Source organism: Azospirillum humicireducens (assembly GCF_001639105.2).
Lineage (GTDB): Bacteria > Pseudomonadota > Alphaproteobacteria > Azospirillales > Azospirillaceae > Azospirillum > Azospirillum humicireducens.
Map to the genome: position 1 here is coordinate 1,164,362 of NZ_CP015285.1, position 14,769 is coordinate 1,179,130.

A 14,769-nucleotide genomic window follows, 5' to 3' on the forward strand; every position below is an offset into this window, starting at 1 on the left:
GAGGGGCCGCCATGTTTCCCGAGACCATCCGCGAGCTGTCCGCCCAGGTGCTTGCCGAATACGGCCTCGCCGGCTTCATGCTGGCAACCGCCGAATCCTGCACCGGCGGGCTGATTGCCGGTGCCCTGACCGACATCGCCGGCTCGTCCAAGGTGGTCGACCGCGGATTCGTCACCTATACCAACATCGCCAAGACGGAACTGCTGGGTGTTCCCGCCAGTCTGCTGCACGCTCATGGCGCCGTCAGCCCGGAGGTGGCGGTCGCCATGGCCGTCGGCGCGCTGGCGCGGTCGCGCGCCGACGTGACGGTGGCGGTGACGGGTATCGCCGGCCCCGGCGGAGCCACGGAAACCAAGCCGGTGGGCCGCGTCTATGTCGCCACCGCCGTGCGCGGCGGGGCGGCCAAGGCGAAGGAGTACACATTCCCCGGTGACCGTGACGCCGTGCGGATGGCGACCGTCCAGGCAGCGCTGGAACGGTTGCGGCTGGCTCGTCCAACTGGAAGCCTGCGCTGAAGAAACCGCTATAAACTGTTCATAAGGAAGGAAAAAACCTGATGCCGACCATCAATATCCAGCTGTTCGAAGGCCGCACCGTCGAACAGAAGCGAGAGTATGCCAAGGCGTTGACCGAGGCGACCGTGAAGGTCCTCGGCTGCTCCCCCTCGGCGGTGGACATCATCTTCCAGGATGTGAAGAAAAGCGACTGGGCCAGCGGCGGGGAGCTGTGGTCGGACAAGACCTGACCCACCCGCTTCTCAGTTGAGCCAGCAGGGCGTCACGCCGGTTGCGTCGCCCTGCCCGGCCCGTACAACTGGGCCGCCCGCGTCTCGAAGGCCTGCACCATGCGCCGCACCGCCTCGTTGAACAGCAGGCCCATGATCTTTTGCAGCATCTTCGAGCGAAACTCGAAATCGACGAAGAAATCGACGCAGCAGCCGTCGGGATGATCGTTGAAGATCCAGTGGTTGTTCAGGTACTGGAACGGACCGTCGGTGTATTGCACGTCGATGCGGCAAGCGGACTCGTTAAGTTCCACCCGCGAGGTGAAGCGTTCGCGGACCATCTTGAAGCCGATGATCAGGTCTGCGAACATGACATTGCCTTCGCGCTTGCGGATGCGGGCCGCCAGGCACCAGGGCAGAAACTCCGGATACTTCTCCACGTCGGCGACAAGGTCGTACATCTGCCGGGGGGTGTAGGGAAGAACCTTCTGTTCCGCGTGCGTGGGCATGCCCGTACCATATCCTTGTCTATTGAACCGCCTGCATCAGGCGGCCGCGGCCCCCAACTTGCGCAGCCGGGCTTCGCGCAGCTTCTCGAAATCCGCACCCGCATGATAGGACGAGCGCGTCAGCGGCGACGAGGCCACCAGCAGGAAGCCCTTGCCGCGGCCAACAGTGGAATAACCGTCGAACTCCTCAGGAGTCACGAAGCGATCCACCGCCGCATGCTTGGGCGTGGGCTGGAGATACTGCCCAATCGTCAGAAAGTCCACATCGGCGGAGCGCAGATCGTCCATCACCTGCCCGATCTCCTCCTTCGTTTCGCCAAGCCCGACCATCAGGCCCGACTTGGTGAAGATCGTCGGATCCAGCTCCTTCACCCGCGCCAGCAGTTGCAGCGAGGCGAAATAGCGCGCACCCGGACGGATGGTGGGATAGAGGCGCGGAACGGTTTCCAGATTGTGGTTGAAGACATCGGGCTTGGCCTCAACCACCACCTCGACGGCACCCTTCTTCTTCTGGAAGTCGGGGGTCAGGATCTCGATGGTCGTCGTCGGCGACGCGGCGCGGACGGCGCGGATGGTGCGGGCGAAATGCTCCGCACCGCCGTCGGCCAGATCGTCGCGGTCGACCGAGGTGATGACGACGTGGCTGAGCTTCAGCTTGCCGACCGCCTCGGCCACATTGTCGGGCTCATGCGGGTCCAGCAGGTCCGGGCGTCCGGTCTCGACATTGCAGAAGGCGCAGCCGCGCGTGCAGATGGAGCCCAGGATCATGAAGGTCGCGTGCTTGTGCTTCCAGCACTCCCCGATGTTCGGGCAGGCGGCCTCTTCGCACACGGTGTTCAGCTTCAGCCCGCGCATCAACTGGCGGGTCTCGTTGTATTCCTGGCTCATCGGCGCCTTGACCCGGATCCAGGCCGGTTTGCGCTGGATCGGGTTGTCGGGCTTATGGGCCTTTTCGGGGTGGCGCAGCTTCTCGGTCTGGTCGACGAGGGTCATGGTCTAAAGCTCCCGATGGCCGACGCGATGCCCCGGCCCCGACAATAGGTGCGATGAGGGTGTCAAACCCGCCATTCCGGCGGAAACAGCTCGGCCGGATAGGCCGGATCGAGCGCCTGGTCAAGTGTGAAAGGCAGCTCGACCGGGAAATGGCCGTCGGGAACATCCGCCTCGACGGCGGCCCGCAGGCGGGCGCGGCGGTAAACCTTGTCGCAGATGGACTCGCAGAACGGGCGCAGACTTGGGCTCGCGGCGATCTCGTCGATCAGCTTTTCCCGCTGCTCCCGGATGGTCAGCCGCCAGCCACGCTCGCATCGTTCGCGCAGGTCAGGACAGAACAACCATTTCAGCAAATGCACGATCAGCACGGTCAGCCGGCTGTCGATCTCTGACTTCTGGCTGCGGCCCATGCACTCGATCTCCTCGGCGACGTTCTCCCAGTCGACCGGGGCGTTGTTCCGTTCGGCGCCGGCACGGCGAAGCTCCTGCGCCTGGGCTTGGGTCCAGGCGTAGAAATCTTCGTCATACGCGGCGCTGCTGCGGTCCATGGCCCCATCCGGCTGGGAAGAACGTCACCTCGGAAACATTAGTTAGAAGTGGATCGCCCGGCCATAGGCATCAAGGACCGACTCATGCATCATTTCAGACAAAGTCGGGTGCGGGAACACCGTGTGCATCAGTTCGGCCTCGGTCAGCTCCGACGACTTGGCGATGCCGTAGCCCTGGATCAGCTCGGTCACTTCCGCGCCGATCATGTGGGCGCCCAGCATCTCGCCGGTCTTGGCGTCGAAGATGGTCTTGATCAGGCCTTCCGGCTCGCCGAGCGCGATGGCCTTGCCGTTGCCGACGAAGGGGAAGCGGCCGACCTTGATCTCGTAGCCGGCTTCCTTGGCCTTCTTCTCCGTCAGGCCGACCGACGCGATCTGCGGGTGCGAATAGGTGCAGCCCGGAATGTTGCGGACGTTCAGCGCATGCGGATGCTTGCCGGCGATGTGCTCGGCGACGATCACGCCCTCGTGGCTGGCCTTGTGGGCGAGCCAGGGTGCGCCGGTCACGTCGCCGATGGCGTACACGCCCGGCTCGTCGGTCTCGCACATGGCGTTGGTCTTGGCCGCGGTCGGTCTTGACCTTGGTGTTCTCCAGGCCGAGGCCCTCCGTGTTCGGGCTGATGCCGACGGCGACGATGACGCGGTCGACCGTGATGTCCTCGGTCTTGCCGCCGGCCTCGACGGACACGGTCACGCTGTCGGCGGCCTTGCGCAGGTTGCCGGCCTTGCCGCCGGTGATGATGCGCATGCCCTGCTTTTCGAAGGCTTTCCGGGCCATTGCGGAGATTTCCTCATCCTCCACCGGAAGGATGCGGTCCATCACCTCGACCACTGTAACTTTCGCGCCCAAGGCATTGTAGAAGCTGGCGAATTCGATGCCGATGGCGCCGGAGCCGATGACCAGAAGCGACTTCGGCATGGCATCCGGGGTCATCGCCTTGCGATAGGTCCAGACCAGCTTGCCGTCATCCTCCAGGCCCGGCAGCGTGCGGGCACGGGCGCCGGTGGCGATGATGATGTGCTTGGCGCCGAAGGTGCCGACCGGGGCATCGCCCTTGGTCACCGCCACCGTGCCCTTGCCGAGCAGCTTGGCGGAGCCTTCGATCACCGCGACCTTGTTCTTCTTCAGCAGATGCTTGACGCCGCCGTTCAGCTGCCCCGCGACCTTGCGCGAGCGGGCGACGACCTTGTCGAGGTCGAAGGACGGGTTCTGGATGACCAGGCCGTAGTCGGCGGCATGCTTGGCGAGATGCAGGACCTCGGCGGAGCGCAGCAGCGCCTTGGTCGGGATGCAGCCCCAGTTCAGGCAGATGCCGCCCAGGTTCTCACGCTCGATGACCGCGGTGTGCAGGCCCAGCTGCGCGGCGCGGATCGCCGCCACATAGCCGCCCGGCCCGCCGCCGATGACGATGACGTCGTAATTGATGTCGGCCAAGGGTGTTCTCCCCATTCAGGAGCGAGGCGCATCCTCGCGGCCGGCGGCAAAGATGCCTTCCTCGACCCGGCACGCCTCGTCGATGATCGTCTGGTACAGGGTGGCCATGAAGTCCGGATCCAGGCCGTACGCCAGCCCCGCCTCGGCCGCCCGCCGTTTGACCGCTTCGACGCGGTCGGGCAGTACGGCCGGCAGGTTTTCCGCCATCTTCACCGCAGCGACGCGGTGGACGACGGACAGGCGCTTGCCCAGCAGCGCGACGATCTCGTCGTCGATTGCGTCGATCTCGGCGCGGAGCGGGGCAAGGCTTTTCGACATGGAACCGGTCCTCCAGCCGTCAGAGCAGCATCGAGAGCGGATCCTCGAGCAGCTTCTTCACCGCTCCAAGGAATTCCGCACCGACGGCGCCATCGGCCACGCGGTGATCGAAGGTGCCGGTCAGGCTCATCACCGTGGCGATGGCCAGCGCGCCGTCCTTGACCACCGGGCGCTGCTCGCTGGCGCCGACCGCCAGGATGCAGGCCTGCGGCGGGTTGATGATCGCCTGGAACTGCTTGATCCCCATCATGCCAAGGTTGGAGATGGAGATCGTGCCACCCTGATACTCTTCCGGCTTCAGCGCGTTGTCGCGCGCCTTCTTGGCCAGCGACTTCATCTCGTTGGAGATGTCGGCCAGCCCCTTGGTCTCCGCCTTCTTGACGATCGGGGTGATCAGCCCGGTCGGCGTGGCGACGGCGACCGAGATGTCGGCGTGGCTGTACTGCAGCATCGCCTCGTCGGTCCAGGCGGCGTTCAGCGCCGGGACCTTCTTCAGCGCCAGCGCCACGGCGCGGATGATGAAGTCGTTCACCGACAGCTTGTAGGCGTCGGACCGGCCGTTCAGCTCGGCGCGGACCTTCATCAGCGCATCGATCTCGACATCCACCGTCAGGAAGTAGTCGGGAACGGTGCGCTTCACCTCGCCCAGGCGCTTGGCGATGGTCTTGCGCATGCCGCTGTTCGGCACGGCGGTGTAGGCCATGCCAAGCTTGTCGGCGAGCGCCTTGGCATCGACACCCTCGGCCTTCGCCGGGGCCGGAGCCGCCGCGGGAGCCGGAGCGGCGGCAGCTGGAGCCGAAGCAGCGGCCGGGGCGGCAGCAGCGGCCTTGGCCGGGCCGGCGGCCTTGGCGGCCTCGACGTCGGCCTTGACGATGCGGCCGTGCGGGCCGGTGCCCTTGACGGTCTTCAGGTCGACGCCGGCCTGCTCGGCGACGCGGCGTGCCAGCGGGCTGGCGAACACGCGGGCGCCACCCGCCGCCGGAGCGGAGACCGGGGCGGCAGGGGCCGGAGCAGCAGCCGCCGGAGCGGCAGCCGGAGCCGGGGCAGCGGCCGGAGCCGGGGCAGCGGCCGGAGCGGCAGCCGCCGGGGCCGGAGCGGAACCGGCGGACGCCAGCGCGCTCTCGTCCTCGCCCTCTTCCAGCAGGATGGCGATGGGGGTGTTCACCGCCACGCCCTGGCTGCCGGCCGGGATCAGGATCTTGCCGATGCGGCCTTCATCGACCGCTTCGACTTCCATGGTGGCCTTGTCGGTCTCGATCTCGGCGAGCACGTCGCCGGACTTCACCGTGTCGCCTTCCTTCTTCAGCCACTTGGCGAGGTTGCCCTCGGTCATCGTGGGCGAGAGGGCGGGCATCAGAATCTGAACGGTCATCCTATCAGCCCTCCTCTCAACGATAGCAGGCTTGCTTGGCGGCCTTGACGATGTGATCGACCTGCGGCAGCGCCAGCTTTTCCAGGTTGGCGGCGTAGGGCATCGGCACGTCCAGTCCGGCCACGCGGGCGACCGGCGCGTCGAGATAGTCGAACGCCTGCTCCATCATCAGCGCGCACATTTCCGAACCGATGCCGGCGAAGGGCCAGCCCTCCTCGACGGAAACGAGGCGGTTGGTCTTCTTGACGCTGTTGACGATGGTCTCGGTGTCCAGCGGACGGATCGTGCGCAGGTTGATGACCTCCGCGTCGATGCCTTCCTTGGCCAGGATCTCGGCGGCGGCCATGGCATGGCCGACCATGATCGAGAAGGCGGTGATCGTCACGTCCTTGCCGGCACGCTCGATCTTGGCCTTGCCGATCGGCAGGACGAAGTCCTCGTCCTCCGGAACCTCGAAGCTCTGGCCGTAGAGGATCTCGTTCTCAAGGAACACGATCGGGTTGGCGTCACGGATCGACGCCTTCAGCAGGCCCTTGGCGTCGGCCGCCGACCAGGGCGACACGACCTTCAGGCCCGGACAATGAGCGTACCACGAGGCATAGCACTGCGAGTGCTGGGCGCCGACGCGGGCGGCGGCGCCGTTCGGGCCGCGGAACACGATCGAGTTGCTCATCTGGCCGCCCGACATGTACAGCGTCTTGGCGGCCGAGTTGATGATGTGGTCGATCGCCTGCATGGCGAAGTTGAAGGTCATGAACTCGACGACCGGCTTCAGGCCCTTGAAGGCGGCGCCGACGCCAAGACCGGCGAAGCCGATCTCGGTGATCGGCGTGTCGATGACGCGACGCTCACCGAACTCCTGCAGCAGGCCCTGGGTCACCTTGTAGGCGCCCTGGTACTGCGCGACCTCCTCACCCATGACGAACACCTTGTCGTCACGGCGCATTTCCTCGGCCATCGCGTCGCGCAGCGCTTCGCGAACCGTCTTCTTGACGGTCTTGGCCATGAACCTGTCCTCGTCCGAGGCCGGCGCCGCGGCCGGAGCCGCCGGCACCGTGGGCGCCGGAGCAGGAGCGGCTTCCGCCACCGGTGCGGGAGCGGGGGCGGCCGGAGCGGCGGCGGCAGTGGCGACGGTTGGGGCGTTGCCGCCCTTCCTCAGCGCGCTCTCGTCCTCGCCCTCTTCCAGCAGGACGGCGATGGGGGTGTTCACGGCGACGTTGTCGGTGCCCTCGGCGATCAGAATCTTGCCGACGCGGCCTTCATCGACCGCCTCGACCTCCATGGTCGCCTTGTCGGTTTCGATCTCGGCGAGGACGTCGCCGGACTTCACCTGGTCACCTTCCTTCTTCAGCCACTTCGAAAGTTTGCCCTCGGTCATCGTGGGCGACAGGGCCGGCATCAACACTTCGATCGGCATTCCTCAACCTCCGGCGGCGCGGGGAATCCGGTTTCCCGTCCCACAAGGCGCCGCTCCCGCTTATCGTTGACGTCAGGATCAGACGAGAATGTCGGTCCACAGCTCCGACGGATCGGGCTCCGGGCTCTGCTGGGCGAACTCGGCCGATTCGGTGACGATCGCCTTCACCTCGCGGTCGATCTCCTTCAGCTTGTCCTCGTCGGCGTGGTTGCCGGACAGGATCTTCGCCTTCAGCTGATCGATGGGATCGGACTCCGACCGCATCTTCTCGACCTCTTCCTTCGTCCGGTACTTGGCCGGGTCGGACATCGAGTGGCCGCGGTAGCGGTAGGTCTTCATCTCGAGGATGACGGGGCCGTTGCCACCGCGGATGTGGGGCACCCACTGGTCCGCCGCGGCCTTGACCTCCAGCACATCCATGCCGTTGACCTGATAGCCGGGGATGCCGTAGGCGGCGCCACGCTGGTGCAGCTCGCCGGCAGAGGCGCGCTCCTGCGAGGTGCCCATGGCGTACTTGTTGTTCTCGATGATGAAGAGAACCGGCAGCTTCCACAGCGCCGCCATGTTGAAGCTCTCGTACACCTGGCCCTGGTTGATGGCGCCGTCGCCGCAATACACGGCAGCCACGCCACCGTCATTGCTGTACTTGTGCGCGAAGGCCAGGCCGGTGCCAAGCGGGACCTGTCCGCCGACGATGCCATGGCCGCCGAAGAAGTTCTTCTCCTGGCTGAACATGTGCATCGAGCCGCCCTTGCCCTTGGAGTAGCCTCCAATGCGGCCGGTCAACTCGGCCATCACGCCCTTGGCTTCCATGCCGCAGGCCAGCATGTGGCCATGGTCGCGGTAGCTGGTGATGACGCTGTCGCCGTCCTTAAGGGCGGCCTGAACGCCGACCACGACGGCTTCCTGGCCGATATACAGATGGCAGAAGCCGCCGATCAGGCCCATGCCGTACAGCTGGCCCGCCTTCTCTTCGAAGCGGCGGATCAGCAGCATCTCACGGTAATAATGAAGAAGTTCTTCGGAAGAGACGGCTTGAGCGGGCGCGGTGTCGGTCTGCGCCTTGGTCGGACGGCGTCGGGACGCGGCCATGATTCCTCCCCAGGGTTCAAGCGGCATTGGGCCTTACGATGACCCTTGCCGCCACGCGTTGCGGGCATGAGAAAAACCCGCACCGGAAGCGAATATGGCGCGCACACTACACGAGCTTTACAGCCCGCGCAAATATCTGTTTTTGCAGCGCTATTTTCGATTAACCGAATTTCGGTTAATCGGCTGATTTCCCCTTACTTCTGTGCCGGACCCCCTTCCGGATCGGCCAGCTTGGGCAGCTTCACGATGACGTCGCGCGGGTTGGAGAAATTCAGCATCAACCGCGCCCGCTCCTCCAGCATGTCGCGGTCCAGCCCGTCGCCGCGCAGAAGCTGGGCGCGCCGTTCCATCTCCTCCCGCTCGGTGCGGAGCTGGTTCAGGACCTCTTCGGCCTGGGCGATCTCACCCTGGATCTGCTTCATCGCCACCAGCCCGCGATCGCCATGGATCGCGTAGTAGGCGAAGTAGGCGACCACACAGGCGCACAGCGCCGGCATGATGGCTTGGCGGATCGCGCTCTTGGCAGCGCGGGCGAGCGTGTCGGTGAAGTCGGCGATCATCGTCATGGTCGGAGGATGGAATCACAGCGACTTTCCACCGGTCAAACGAAAAAGATGGAACAGCCAAGTCGCAAAAGTGTCGTGTTCTTTGCGCAACCCAGTAATGGGGACCTGCCACGTGCGCGCCACAAGTTGCCAGAACGTTCCGTGAAAGTTCTCATCGTCAACCGGCAGGACAGTCCGGCGCTCCCGCGGGTGCATCCTGCCCTGTCGCCGGATGGAATCCGCTGGGCATAGTGCTAAGGGGGAATGGAATGAAACCGGCGGTGGCGTGTTTCGACCCACACACGGCGTTGCCGGAGCCGTACCGGGGTTTGTGAAAGCGCTCCCGGTTGCCGGCTTTCAGAGCGGCGCCGCTCATTGGCTGAGGAGATGCACTCCATGCGCAGCAAGTTTCTGATCGCGGCCCTTCCCGCCCTGCTTCTGGGGCTGACGGCCTGCGACGACCAGAACGCCCAGAACTCCAACGCGGCGAACCAGACCAGCCCGACCACCAGCAGCGGGTCGAGCAGCGACTCCACCACCGTTCCGCCGCCCTCCACCGGTGTTCCGGTTCAAGGCGGAACCTCCGGCAACTCGATGAACGAAACCAGCGGCGCCACCACCACGGCGCCGGGCGGCTCCACGGCCGGCGGGTCTGCCGGCGGCGGTGCCGGCACCGGCGGCTCGGCCACCCCGTCCGGCGCTCAGTAGGCCGGCGATCGCCAATTGCCCTTCTCCCCGCAAGGGGAGAGGGGCTTTGTCAGTGGCCGGACCATAATCACACATCGACGATCCGCCGTCCTTCCGCCGGCGCGCCGATGCTGCCCGGCCCGAAGGCAATGCCCTTCACCAGCGCCACCACCGGGCGGCCGGGCGTCAGGCCCAACTCCCGGACGGCTGCGCGGGTGATGCGGGCGATCAGGAACGAACCGCCCACCGCAAGCCGAACGTCGGCGGAGGACGGTCCCGACTCGGCGATCTCCACCACCGTCGCCGCCAGCGCATTGCGCACGCTGACGCCGACCGGCTGCTGCAAGGCGACGATCACGTCGCGGGCATGGATGTGCAGACGCACCGAGGCGCCCGGCGCACGCTCCACCCGCGGCACCGTCAGATGGCCGCCGTCGAAGGCCAGCACGGTCAGCCCGTCGTCCGGGACATGCCGCTCCACCGTCAGGTCCAGCACCGTGCCGGCATCCTGCGCGCCGGTCACGGCCGACAGGTCGAGCCTTCCCATCACGGCGCCCACCGGCCCGACGGCGCGCACCCTTCCCTCTCCGATCAGCACCATGGTGGTGGCGAGGCGCACGACCTCGTCCAGCGCGTGGCTGACCATGACGATGGGGATGTTCATCTCGTCGCGCAGCCGCTCGATATAGGGCATGATCTCCGCCTTGCGGGCGGTATCGAGCGAGGCCATCGGCTCGTCCATCAGCAGCAGGCGCGGCTGTGCCAGGAGGGCGCGCCCGAAGGCGACGCGCTGCTTTTCGCCTCCCGACAGACCGCGTGGACGGCGGTCCAGCAGATGGCCCAGCCCCAGCAGCTCGACGACCGGGCCGAAGGCGATGTGCCGCTCCACGGCCGGCACGCGGCGCAGGCCGAATTCCAGGTTGCTGCGCACGGTCATGTGCGGGAACAGGCGCGCATCCTGGAAGACATAGCCGATGCGCCGCTTTTCCACCGGTATGTCGATGCGCCGGGCGCTGTCGAAGAACAGAGTGTCGCCGATGCGGATGTGCCCGGCATCCGGCCGCGTGAGTCCGGCGATGGCGTTGATGACGGAGGTCTTGCCGGAGCCGGAGCGGCCGAACAGGGCCGTCACCCCGCGCTCCTCCGCGGTGAAGGCGATGTCCAGCGTGAAGGCGCCCAGCGTCTGGCGGATCGCAAGATCGAGCATCGTCAGGTCTGTCCGATCAGCCGCCGGACGCGGTGTGCCAGGAATTCCGACAGCATCAACGCGATCAGGGCGACGCCGAAGGAAATGGATGCCAGCCGCGCCGCCACCGCGTCGCCGCCGGGTTCCTGGGTGGCGGCATAGATCGCCAGCGGCAGGGTCTGGGTCTGGCCGGGAATGTTCGAGACGAAGGTGATGACCGCCCCGAACTCGCCCATCGCCGCGGCGAAGGCCACGATGGCGCCGGACAGCAGGCCGGGCGCCATCAGCGGCAGCAGGATGGTGAAGAAGCGATCGACCGGACCGGCGCCCAGCGTGCGCGCCGCCGCCTCCAGCCCGCCGTCGATCGCCTCCACCGACAGGCGGATGGCGCGCACCATCAGCGGAAAGGACGTCACCGCGACCGCCAGCGATGCGCCCTCCGCGGTGAAGATCAGCTTGATGCCGAAGGTCTGGTACAGCCAGCCGCCCACAACCCCCTTGGTCCCCATGGTCACCAGCAGGATATAGCCGGTGACCACCGGCGGCAGGACCAGCGGAAGATGGACCAGCCCATCGACCAGCGTCTTGCCCGGAAAGCTGTAGCGCCCGAGCACCCAGGCGGCGAGCACGGCGACCGGCAATCCCAACGCGATGGCGACACCCGCGACACGCAGGCTCAGCAGCAACGCGGTGGTCTCCATCGGCGTCAGGAATTCCATGCCGCAGAGCTTACGGTGCTTTGGGGGCCGGGACGAAGCCGAATTCCGTCCACACCGCCATGCCCTCCGGCGACTTCATGTAATCGAGGAGAGCGGCGGCGCCCGCGCTCTTGGACGCGGCCACCAGCGCCGCCGGATAGGTGATGGGCGGATAGCTGTCCGGCGGGAACACGGCGGCGACCGCCACCCCCGGATCGATGGCGGCGTCGGTGCGATAGACGATGCCCATCGGCACTTCGCCACGGCTGACCAGCACCAACGCCGCACGCACGCTGTCGGCCCGCGCCAGCCTCGGTTCGACCGCCTTCCACTGGTCGAGAGACTCCAGCGCCGCCTTGGCGTACTTCCCGACCGGAACGTTCGATGGGTCGCCGGTGGCGAGCCGTCCGTCGCCCAGCTGCTCGGCCAGCTTGCCTCCCTTCGTCAGGTCGGGCTTCAGCGCCGTCCCCTTCGGCACCACCACCACCAGCTCGTTCCCCAGCAGGTTGCTGCGGCTGTCAACCTTGATCAGATTGCGCTGCTGCAAATAATCCATCCAGTCGAGATCGGCCGAGATGAAGATATCGGCCGGCGCTCCATTCTCAATCTGCTTGGCCAGCGCGGAGGACGCGGCGAAGGAGGATGTCACCGACAGGCCGGTCTTCGCCTTGAACTGGGAGGCGAGCTTATCCACGGCATTCTTGGTCGAGGCGGCAGCCAGGACCAGCACGTCCTGAGCCATTGCCACCGGCGCCCCAAGGCTCAGGCCGAAGCCGAGAATCGCCGCCGACAAAGCGAGCCTGACTCGGCCCCGCCCAAGGATCGCACCCACACCGACCATCTCCACCTCCTGCCGCTCTTGACGTCGAACATATATCCAGATGGATACAACGCTTCGCGGTTGCGGTAAAGGGCAAACGGCCGGGCTCGTGCTGCACGATCCTGGCCGGGACCGATCCCGCAGGTTCTGCGGAATTCACATCATGTCATGACTTGCCGCGCCGGCCCGTGATAGGAAGTGCGGCGAATCGGACCCGGTCCCAGCCCTCCCTCTGCTTCAGGAATCCCCATGCGCGCCGTGAAGATTTCCCCCTCGATTCTCTCCGCCGACTTCGCCCGGCTGGGCGAGGAGGTCCGCGCGGTCGACGCCGCCGGCGCCGACTACATCCACATCGACGTGATGGACGGGCATTTCGTCCCGAACCTCACCATCGGGCCTGGCGTGGTGAAGGCGCTGCGGCCGCATTCGACCAAGGTCTTCGATGTCCATCTGATGATATCGCCGGTGGACCTGTTCATCCCGGACTTCGCCAAGGCCGGCGCCGACATCATCACCGTCCATCCGGAAGCGGGGCCGCATCTGCACCGCACGATCCAGCTGATCAAGTCGCTGGGCAAGAAGGCCGGCGTGTCGCTGAACCCGGCGACGCCGGTGGACGCCATCCAGCATGTGCTGGAGGACATCGACCTCGTTCTGGTGATGACGGTGAACCCCGGCTTCGGCGGCCAGAGCTTCATCAAGAGCCAGTTGCCGAAGATCCGCGACCTGCGCGCCCGCATCGACGCGCTGGGCAAGCAGATCGACCTGGAGGTCGACGGCGGCATCAACCCCGAGACCGCCCGTCTGGCTATCGAGGCCGGCGCCGACGTCCTGGTCGCCGGCACCGCCACCTTCACCGGCGGTCCGGATCAGTATGCCGCCAACATCCGCGCCCTGCGTTGAGCTGTAACTGAGAAAAGGCACGGCCCCGCACCGCCTCCATGGGGGCGGTGCGGGGCCGTGCCTTTTCGGCCGGACCGCTGGGCGCCGGCGAGATGAGGGCGGCGCGGTCCTGATCGGCGATGCTGCAGCCGGCCATGCCCGTGGTCAAATTCCGGCTGGCCAAAAGAGCATCGGGCCAAAAGATCCGCCGGGAAGGAGAACCAATCGCCGCTTTGCCCGTTATTGGGCATGGGAAGACGGTCCCGCAACGGAAGGGAAAACAACCATGGGCATTCTCTGGACGATCATCATCGGCTTCATCGCCGGCATCGTCGCCAAGTTCCTGATGCCGGGTCGCGATCCGGGCGGATTCATCATCACCACGCTGCTGGGCATCGCGGGCGCTTTCGTGGCCACCTATCTTGGCGCGGCCATCGGCTGGTACCGGCCGGGTGAAGGGGCGGGTTTCATCGGCGCCATCGTCGGCGCGATCATCATCCTGGCCATCTACCGCATGATCGCCGGCCGCCGGCACACGGTATAGATCGGATCGCGTAAAATCGGACTCGATCTGGAGCGTGAATCCGATCGCCAAACATGACGCTGCAGCCGGCTCCGACCGAAGGCGGCTTGCCTGACGGAGGCCGCCTTGAGGAAAAGGGACCACCGCACCGGCGGTGGTCCCTTTTTCATGGTCTCGACGCGAGGGAGACGGTCAGGCCAGTGCCACCGGCTGCGGCATGAAGATGGCACGGGAAATCGCCGCCTGAAGGCCTGCATTGGTGAAGGGCTTGCGTACGATCTGCCCCAGATGGCGGGCGTCCAGGGCGCGGATGTCATCGTCGAAGGCGGTGACGAAGATGGTGCGCAGGTCGCGCACGCGTTTCAGCCGGCGGGCGATCTCGATTCCGCTGCCGCCATCCGCCAGCCGGACGTCCAGCAGGGCCAGCGTCGGCCTTTCCGCCTTCAGCAGGGCCAGCGCCTCCGTCTCGTTGCCTGCGGTGCCGCAGACGACATGGCCCATGTCGGCCACCAGCTCCCCCAACTCCATCGCCAGCAGGGCATTGTCCTCGACAACCATGACCCGCTGCACCATCGCGGTGCGCACGCGGGCGCGGGCGGCCTTCAGCCGGTCGATGGATTCGCCGGCCGACAGCTGCAGAACCTTCGCCGCCTGCCGGATGCTCAGCCCTTCGAGCGCGGTCAGCAGATACAGGCGGCGGTCGGCCTCAGGCAGATCCGCCAGAGCGCGCTCTATGGGATGGGGCGATGGCAGCGGCCGGCCGGGCGGTCCGAACTCCTCAGGAGAGCGGTCGAACAATAGGTTCAGCAGGGCATACATCGACAGCCGGGCACCCTCCGCGCCGCGATTCAGGCCGAATCGCGAAGGCGCCATCATCGCCGCCTCGACACAGCGGGTCACCAGCACGTCGCCACGGTCGGTGGCGCCCGTCAGCGCCCGCGCATAGCGGCGCAGGATCGGAACCACTTCGAACAGTTCACATTCGTAAACGAGCATACCGGTGACTCCGCTCCCCTACGG

17 protein-coding genes and 1 pseudogene are annotated in these 14,769 nt (G+C 66.3%); 5 read left to right on the forward strand and 13 right to left on the reverse strand.

All coding sequences use genetic code 11. The features are described from left to right. Positions 1–11: 11 nt before the first annotated feature. On the forward strand, positions 12–515 hold the full coding sequence (locus tag A6A40_RS05255) for a CinA family protein (RefSeq protein WP_063634462.1): 504 nt from the start codon (positions 12–14) through the stop codon (positions 513–515). Positions 516–556: 41 nt separating this feature from the next. Then, on the forward strand, positions 557–745 hold the full coding sequence (locus tag A6A40_RS05260; RefSeq protein ID WP_014247666.1) for a 4-oxalocrotonate tautomerase: 189 nt from the start codon (positions 557–559) through the stop codon (positions 743–745). 32 nt (positions 746–777) lie between these two features. Here the strand turns inward: A6A40_RS05260 and A6A40_RS05265 are convergent, their stop codons facing one another. From A6A40_RS05265 to A6A40_RS05305, 9 genes and pseudogenes are all read right to left on the reverse strand, one after another. Then, entirely contained in the window at positions 778–1,233 is a 456-nt protein-coding gene (locus A6A40_RS05265) for a type II toxin-antitoxin system RatA family toxin (protein ID WP_063634463.1), read from the reverse strand. Positions 1,234–1,269: 36 nt separating this feature from the next. Further along, positions 1,270–2,226, reverse strand: coding sequence for a lipoyl synthase (gene lipA / locus A6A40_RS05270; protein WP_063634464.1), 957 nt, complete (start codon positions 2,224–2,226; stop codon positions 1,270–1,272). 62 nt (positions 2,227–2,288) lie between these two features. Next, positions 2,289–2,774: a DUF29 domain-containing protein gene (locus A6A40_RS05275; RefSeq protein WP_063634465.1), complete on the reverse strand. Its 486-nt coding sequence runs from the start codon at positions 2,772–2,774 to the stop codon at positions 2,289–2,291. Positions 2,775–2,816: 42 nt separating this feature from the next. Further along, a pseudogene (gene lpdA, locus A6A40_RS05280) lies at positions 2,817–4,209 on the reverse strand (dihydrolipoyl dehydrogenase). Between the two features lie 15 nt (positions 4,210–4,224). Next, complete coding sequence (locus A6A40_RS05285; protein ID WP_063634466.1) at positions 4,225–4,527, reverse strand: chorismate mutase; 303 nt, start codon at positions 4,525–4,527, stop codon at positions 4,225–4,227. Between the two features lie 19 nt (positions 4,528–4,546). Next, complete coding sequence (locus A6A40_RS05290) at positions 4,547–5,899, reverse strand: pyruvate dehydrogenase complex dihydrolipoamide acetyltransferase (protein ID WP_063634467.1); 1,353 nt, start codon at positions 5,897–5,899, stop codon at positions 4,547–4,549. A 16-nt stretch (positions 5,900–5,915) separates the two neighbouring features. Further along, positions 5,916–7,316, reverse strand: a complete 1,401-nt coding sequence (locus tag A6A40_RS05295) for a pyruvate dehydrogenase complex E1 component subunit beta (protein ID WP_063634468.1) — start codon at positions 7,314–7,316, stop codon at positions 5,916–5,918. 78 nt (positions 7,317–7,394) lie between these two features. Then, the gene (gene pdhA / locus A6A40_RS05300; protein WP_063634469.1) at positions 7,395–8,408 is read right to left on the reverse strand and encodes a pyruvate dehydrogenase (acetyl-transferring) E1 component subunit alpha; all 1,014 of its coding nucleotides are present in this window, start codon (positions 8,406–8,408) and stop codon (positions 7,395–7,397) included. A 194-nt stretch (positions 8,409–8,602) separates the two neighbouring features. Further along, positions 8,603–8,974, reverse strand: a complete 372-nt coding sequence (locus A6A40_RS05305) for an FtsB family cell division protein (RefSeq protein ID WP_174718508.1) — start codon at positions 8,972–8,974, stop codon at positions 8,603–8,605. A gap of 375 nt (positions 8,975–9,349) precedes the next feature. On the opposite strand from A6A40_RS05305, the gene A6A40_RS05310 reads away from it, so the two are divergent. Then, complete coding sequence (locus A6A40_RS05310) at positions 9,350–9,661, forward strand: hypothetical protein (RefSeq protein ID WP_063634470.1); 312 nt, start codon at positions 9,350–9,352, stop codon at positions 9,659–9,661. Positions 9,662–9,728: 67 nt separating this feature from the next. On the opposite strand, the gene modC is transcribed toward A6A40_RS05310, so the two are convergent. The 3 genes from modC to modA are packed head-to-tail and all read right to left on the reverse strand — an operon-like array spanning position 9,729 to position 12,365. Continuing rightward, positions 9,729–10,847 (reverse strand): molybdenum ABC transporter ATP-binding protein, encoded by a 1,119-nt coding sequence (modC, locus tag A6A40_RS05315; RefSeq protein WP_063634471.1) that lies wholly within the window; start codon positions 10,845–10,847, stop codon positions 9,729–9,731. A 2-nt stretch (positions 10,848–10,849) separates the two neighbouring features. Continuing rightward, on the reverse strand, positions 10,850–11,545 hold the full coding sequence (gene modB / locus A6A40_RS05320; protein WP_063634472.1) for a molybdate ABC transporter permease subunit: 696 nt from the start codon (positions 11,543–11,545) through the stop codon (positions 10,850–10,852). A gap of 10 nt (positions 11,546–11,555) precedes the next feature. Then, on the reverse strand, positions 11,556–12,365 hold the full coding sequence (gene modA / locus A6A40_RS05325) for a molybdate ABC transporter substrate-binding protein (protein ID WP_063634473.1): 810 nt from the start codon (positions 12,363–12,365) through the stop codon (positions 11,556–11,558). A 228-nt stretch (positions 12,366–12,593) separates the two neighbouring features. On the opposite strand from modA, the gene rpe reads away from it, so the two are divergent. After that, positions 12,594–13,247, forward strand: coding sequence for a ribulose-phosphate 3-epimerase (rpe, locus tag A6A40_RS05330; protein ID WP_063634474.1), 654 nt, complete (start codon positions 12,594–12,596; stop codon positions 13,245–13,247). Positions 13,248–13,512: 265 nt separating this feature from the next. Next, complete coding sequence (locus tag A6A40_RS05335) at positions 13,513–13,770, forward strand: GlsB/YeaQ/YmgE family stress response membrane protein (RefSeq protein WP_063634475.1); 258 nt, start codon at positions 13,513–13,515, stop codon at positions 13,768–13,770. Between the two features lie 171 nt (positions 13,771–13,941). Here A6A40_RS05335 and A6A40_RS05340 read toward each other — a convergent pair whose 3' ends face one another. Further along, positions 13,942–14,745 carry a response regulator gene (locus A6A40_RS05340; RefSeq protein ID WP_063634476.1) on the reverse strand — a complete coding sequence of 268 codons (804 nt, stop codon included), beginning with the start codon at positions 14,743–14,745 and terminating at the stop codon, positions 13,942–13,944. Positions 14,746–14,769: the final 24 nt, after the last annotated feature.

Bases quoted from the DNA above. Each gene is read 5' to 3' on its own strand.
- A6A40_RS05255 (WP_063634462.1), top strand. From the start codon at position 12: ATGTTTCCCGAGACCATCCGCGAGCTGTCCGCCCAGGTGCTTGCCGAA.
- A6A40_RS05260 (WP_014247666.1), top strand. From the start codon at position 557: ATGCCGACCATCAATATCCAGCTGTTCGAAGGCCGCACCGTCGAACAG.
- A6A40_RS05265 (WP_063634463.1), bottom strand. From the start codon at position 1,233: ATGCCCACGCACGCGGAACAGAAGGTTCTTCCCTACACCCCCCGGCAG.
- lipA (WP_063634464.1), bottom strand. From the start codon at position 2,226: ATGACCCTCGTCGACCAGACCGAGAAGCTGCGCCACCCCGAAAAGGCC.
- A6A40_RS05275 (WP_063634465.1), bottom strand. From the start codon at position 2,774: ATGGACCGCAGCAGCGCCGCGTATGACGAAGATTTCTACGCCTGGACC.
- A6A40_RS05285 (WP_063634466.1), bottom strand. From the start codon at position 4,527: ATGTCGAAAAGCCTTGCCCCGCTCCGCGCCGAGATCGACGCAATCGAC.
- A6A40_RS05290 (WP_063634467.1), bottom strand. From the start codon at position 5,899: ATGACCGTTCAGATTCTGATGCCCGCCCTCTCGCCCACGATGACCGAG.
- A6A40_RS05295 (WP_063634468.1), bottom strand. From the start codon at position 7,316: ATGCCGATCGAAGTGTTGATGCCGGCCCTGTCGCCCACGATGACCGAG.
- pdhA (WP_063634469.1), bottom strand. From the start codon at position 8,408: ATGGCCGCGTCCCGACGCCGTCCGACCAAGGCGCAGACCGACACCGCG.
- A6A40_RS05305 (WP_174718508.1), bottom strand. From the start codon at position 8,974: ATGACGATGATCGCCGACTTCACCGACACGCTCGCCCGCGCTGCCAAG.
- A6A40_RS05310 (WP_063634470.1), top strand. From the start codon at position 9,350: ATGCGCAGCAAGTTTCTGATCGCGGCCCTTCCCGCCCTGCTTCTGGGG.
- modC (WP_063634471.1), bottom strand. From the start codon at position 10,847: ATGCTCGATCTTGCGATCCGCCAGACGCTGGGCGCCTTCACGCTGGAC.
- modB (WP_063634472.1), bottom strand. From the start codon at position 11,545: ATGGAATTCCTGACGCCGATGGAGACCACCGCGTTGCTGCTGAGCCTG.
- modA (WP_063634473.1), bottom strand. From the start codon at position 12,365: ATGGTCGGTGTGGGTGCGATCCTTGGGCGGGGCCGAGTCAGGCTCGCT.
- rpe (WP_063634474.1), top strand. From the start codon at position 12,594: ATGCGCGCCGTGAAGATTTCCCCCTCGATTCTCTCCGCCGACTTCGCC.
- A6A40_RS05335 (WP_063634475.1), top strand. From the start codon at position 13,513: ATGGGCATTCTCTGGACGATCATCATCGGCTTCATCGCCGGCATCGTC.
- A6A40_RS05340 (WP_063634476.1), bottom strand. From the start codon at position 14,745: ATGCTCGTTTACGAATGTGAACTGTTCGAAGTGGTTCCGATCCTGCGC.